Annotated in this window: 3 protein-coding genes and 1 pseudogene; all 4 read left to right on the forward strand. The window is 79.7% G+C overall.

Features of this window, described 5'->3' with window-relative positions:
- Nucleotides 1-529, forward strand: a pseudogene (locus AB0L40_RS26710) (hypothetical protein); the annotation flags it as partial.
- Nucleotides 526-1632: a DUF4350 domain-containing protein gene (locus tag AB0L40_RS26715; protein WP_364361672.1), complete on the forward strand. Its 1107-nt coding sequence runs from the start codon at nucleotides 526-528 to the stop codon at nucleotides 1630-1632. The pseudogene AB0L40_RS26710 and the gene AB0L40_RS26715, both read left to right, overlap by 4 nt.
- Nucleotides 1629-2564: a MoxR family ATPase gene (locus AB0L40_RS26720; protein WP_364361674.1), complete on the forward strand. Its 936-nt coding sequence runs from the start codon at nucleotides 1629-1631 to the stop codon at nucleotides 2562-2564. Before AB0L40_RS26715 ends, AB0L40_RS26720 begins: the two co-directional genes overlap by 4 nt.
- 13 nt (nucleotides 2565-2577) lie before the next feature.
- Complete coding sequence (locus tag AB0L40_RS26725) at nucleotides 2578-4002, forward strand: DUF58 domain-containing protein (protein ID WP_364361676.1); 1425 nt, start codon at nucleotides 2578-2580, stop codon at nucleotides 4000-4002.
- The last annotated feature ends 596 nt before the right edge of the window (nucleotides 4003-4598 follow it).

The following is a 4598-nucleotide window of genomic DNA, read 5'->3' on the forward strand; positions in this document are numbered from 1 at the left end:
GGACGGCGCCGCCGAGCTCGAGCGCCAGGCCCGCCGCGCCGAGGAGGCCGGGGAGCACCGCGCCGCCGTCGTGCTCTGGTTCCGGGCCGGCGCCCGGCGACTGCGCGAGCGGCGGCGCGTCCGCGCCGACGAGACGACGACCGCGACCCAGGTCGCCCGGGCCGCCGGCGACGACCGGGTGCTCGCGCTGGCCGTCGCCCACGACCGCGCGGCCTACGGCCCCGGGCCGGTCGGACCGGACGCGAGCCGCGGGGCGCGCGAGGGCTGGGCCGCGGTGCTCGCCGACCGGAGGCCTGCCGGGTCGGAGGGCCCCGGTCCGGCCGGGGGGACGGCGGGTGGCGGGGGTACGGCCACGACGGCCGGGACGCCGCCCGGGCCCGGCGACCTCGCCGGGTCCTCCGGTGACGCCGGTCCTGCCGTCGGTGCCGGGGCGTCCGGCGATTCCGGTCCTGCCGTCGGTGCCGGCGCGTCCGGCGACTCCGATCCCCACGCTCCGCCCCGCGGACCTCGCCCCGAGGACCGCGCGTGAAGGGCCGCGTGATCGGCGGGATCGTGCTCGCGGTCGTCGTCGTGATCTTCGTGCTCGGGCAGGTGCTGGGCGGGGACGACGCGAGCAAGGAGCCGCCCGACGGCTGGCGCGGCGCGAGCGGGGACGGCCTCGGGGCGTGGGCGGCGGTGCTGAGGCACGAGGGCGTGCGCCTGCGCGTCCGCGACGTCGACCCGTCCCGCCTGCGGCTGCTGCCGGGCACCACCTACCTCTTCGCCGAGTCGCTGCTGGACGGCAGGGCCGCCGACCGCGTCGTCGCCGAGCTGCGCCGTGGCGGCCGCGTGGTCGCGACGGGTCGGGACGCCCGCTCGCTGCTGAAGGCGCTCGGTGAGCCGGCCCCGACGCGCAGCGGCGGGGCGCCCGACGCCCGACCCGCGCGGCGCGTCGCCGAGACGGCGGCGGTCGACCGGGTCGAGCGCCGCGGCCCCTACTGGCGGACGCGCCCCGACGAGCTGCGGCCCCTGCTCCTGCTCGACGGTCCCGGCGGGGCGGGCACGGTCGTCGCCGGCGACCTGCAGGTCGGCCGCGGCCGGCTCGTGCTCGTGCCCGACCGCGGGATCCTCGACAACGACGGGATCGTACGGGCCGACAACGCGGCGTTCGCGGCGTCCGTCACCGGCCGCGGCCGGGTGATCGCGCTGCGCACCCGCGACGCGGCGTCCGTCGGCGGGCTGCCCGGCCGCGTGGTCCTCGTCGTGCTGCTGCTCGTGCTCGCGGCGGCCGCGGCGCTGGTCGCCAAGGGCCGCCGCCTGGGCCCCGCCGTCCAGCCCGACGCGGACCCGACGCCGGGCCGCTCCGGCTACGTCGACGCCCTCGCCGCCGCGCTGGCGCGCACGAAGGACCGGGGGATCGCGGCGCACCGCCTGCGGTCCCGGTCCCGCGCGCTGCTGGCCCGCCGCGTCGGGCTGGCGCCGGACGCCGGGCCGGACGAGGTCCGCGACGCCGCCCGGCGCGCCGGGCTGAGCGCGCAGGACGCCGACGCCGTCGCGGGCACCCCGCCCCGGCCCGGCGCTGGTCCGCCGGGCGCCGAAGAGCTGCAAGCCGTCGGGCGGGCCCTCGCCCGCCTGGAAGGAGACACCCGATGATCGAGATCGTCACCGCACTGCGGGCGGAGGTCGGCCGCGTCGTCCGCGGGGCCGACGCCACCGTCGACCTGCTCGTCGCCGCCGCGACCCTCGGCGGCCACGTGCTGCTCGAGGGCCCGCCCGGCGTCGCCAAGACGCTGACCGCGACCGCCCTGGCCCGGGCGCTGGACGTGCAGAACGCGCGGATCCAGCTGACGCCGGACATGCTGCCGTCCGACGTGACGGGCACGGTCGCCCTGCGCGGCGGCGAGCTCGTCTTCCGCCCCGGGCCGGTCTTCACGAACGTCCTGATCGCCGACGAGATCAACCGCACGCCGCCGAAGACCCAGTCCGCGCTCTTGGAGGCGATGCAGGAGGGCGCGGTCTCCGTCGACGGCGAGCGCCACGCGCTGCCGGTGCCGTTCCTGCTGGTCGCGACGCAGAACCCGATCGAGCAGGAGGGCACCTACCCGCTGCCCGAGGCGCAGCTGGACCGCTTCCTCTTCCGCGTCCGCGTCGGCTACCCCGACGAGGACGCCGAGCGCGAGGTCGTCTCCGCCGCCCGCGACGGCCTGCGTCCGGCCGCGCTTGCCGACGTCCGGCCGGTCGTCGACGCCTCCGCGCTGCAGGCGGCGCGCGACACCGTCCAGGACACGTTCGTCCACGCCGACATCGTCGCCTACGTCGTGGCGGTCGTCCGGGCCACGCGCCGGCTGCCGAGCGTCGAGCTCGGGGCGAGCCCCCGCGCCGGCCTGCACCTGCTGGCCGCCGCCCAGGCGTCCGCCCGGATCGCGGGCCGCGACTTCGTCACCCCCGACGACGTCCGTGCGGTGGCCGAGGTCGTGCTCGCGCACCGCCTGGTCCTGAGCCCGGAGGCCGAGCTCGAGGGGACGCGCGACCGCGACGCCGTCGCTGCGGCGCTGAACGCCGTCCCGGTCCCGGCGTCGCGGTGAGCACCGTCCGTCCATGAGGCTGAGCCCGACCCCGCGCGTCGCCGCGCTGCTGGGCACCTGCGCCGTCGCCGCGGTGCTGCTGCCGGCGCTCCCCGTGCTGCTCGCGGCGCTCGCGGTCGTCGTGCTGTCGCTGGTCGACGCGCTGCGGGCCCGGCGCCGCCCGCCCGTGCTCGCCGTGGAGGCCCCGAACATCGCGCCGCGCGGGGGCGCGGTCGACGTCGTCGTCCGGCCCGAGACGCCCGAGGCCGGGCTCCGGCTGCGGCTCGCGGGCATGCCCGGCGTCGAGGTCGACGGCGGGGACGGCCGCGGGACGGTCGAGGCGCGCGTGACCGCCGGCCGGCGCGGGCACCACGTCCTGCCCGTGCCCGTCGCGCGCCGCACCGGCCCGCTCGGCCTGGGGTCGTGGGACCACCGCGGGGCCACGCCCGTCGAGCTGCGCGTGCTGCCCGACTACCGCACCGCGCACGCCCTGGCGGCCGCCGTGCGCACCGGGCGCAACGCCTCGGGCCTGCGCAACCGCGGCCCCTACGGCCTCGGCACCGAGTTCGACCACGTCCGCGAGTACGCGCCCGAGGACGACGTCCGGCAGGTCAACTGGCGCGCGACCGAGCGGATGGGCCGTCCGATGAGCAACCAGCGTCGGGTCGAGGCCGACCGCGACGTCGTGATCCTCGTCGACGGCGGCCGGCTCGGCGCCGCCCCGGCGGACCGCGACCCCGACGGCCCCGGGAGTCCTCCTGGCGGGGCGCCCGACTTCGGCGGGCCGCGATGGGATCCGCGGACGTGGGGTCCGGCGGGGCGGGGAGGACCGGACGGGGACGGCCCGGGCGGTCCGTCCCGGGGCATTGCCGGGGCCGGCGGCGCGGCGGCCGTGGCGCCCGTCGAGGTCCGGCTCCTCGACGTCTGGCTCGACGCCGCCGCCGCGGTGGCGGCGACCGCCGACGTCCTCGACGACCACGTCGGGGCGATCGCGTACGACGACCGGATCCGCCGGCAGCTCGCGCCGCGGCGCGGGGCCGGCGACGCCGTCGTCCGCGCGCTCCACGACCTCGAGCCGACGCGGATCGACAGCGACCACGAGCGCGCGTTCCGGGCGGTCGGCGGCAACCGCCGCGCGTTCGTCCTCGTGCTCACCGACCTGCTCGACGAGGCCGCCGCTGCCCCGCTCCTGGCCGCGGCGCCGCTGCTCACCCGCCGGCACGCGCTCTGCGTCGCCACCGTCGAGGAGCCGCGCCTGCGCCGCCTGGCGACGACCGCCCCCGAGGACGAGCTCGGGGCCCTGGCCCAGGCCGTCGCGGTCGACGTCCGCGACCAGCGCGACCGCGTCGCCGCCCGCCTCCGCGCCCGCGGTGCCCAGGTCCTCTCGGTCCCGCCGGGCACGCTCCCCGCCGCGGCGGTCCAGGCGTACCTGCGGGCCAAGCGTCGGGGGATGCTCTAGGGCGGGCCTTCGCCGGCGAGGGCCACGCGGCCGCGGCTCGCGCGGCCGGGAACGTTGCGGGTTGGAGTCGCGGGGCGGCACGGATCCGCATCGGTCGGCGGGCGCGGCCGGGTGATGCGGGTTGCTGCCGTGGGGCGGCACGGATCCGCATCGGTCGGCGGGCGCGGCCGGGTGATGCGGGTTGCTGCCGTGGGGCGGCACGGATCCGCATCGGTCGGCGGGCACGGGGCGCGGAACCGGTCGACGGCCTCCGGCCGACGCTACGTCGGGCGGGAGGTCAGTCCCCGTCGAGTTCCGTACCTCCGGGGTACCGAAGTCGACGACGGTCGGCGGGGCGGGCCAGGTGCCGCGAGCGCGCGTCGAGTTCGACACCTCGGAGGTACGGAAATCGACGACCGTCGTCCAGGACGGGCGGGCCGGGCCGGAGACGGCCGGGGAGGGCCGGGAGGGCCGGGGACGACCGGACCGGGGCGGGGTAGGCGGCGCGGCCCGTCGGGTTCCGTACCGCTGTGGTCCGGAACCCGATGACGCTTCGCCGCCCGCCGCCCGCCGCCCGCCGCCCGCCGCCCGCCGCCCGCCGCCCGCCGCCCGCCGCC

Source organism: Patulibacter sp. NPDC049589 (assembly GCF_040675535.1).
GTDB lineage: Bacteria > Actinomycetota > Thermoleophilia > Solirubrobacterales > Solirubrobacteraceae > Patulibacter.

What these genes read in the sequence shown, in the direction of transcription:
- AB0L40_RS26720 (WP_364361674.1), top strand. Translation starts at nt 1,629, where the DNA reads ATGATCGAGATCGTCACCGCACTGCGGGCGGAGGTCGGCCGCGTCGTC.
- AB0L40_RS26725 (WP_364361676.1), top strand. Translation starts at nt 2,578, where the DNA reads ATGAGGCTGAGCCCGACCCCGCGCGTCGCCGCGCTGCTGGGCACCTGC.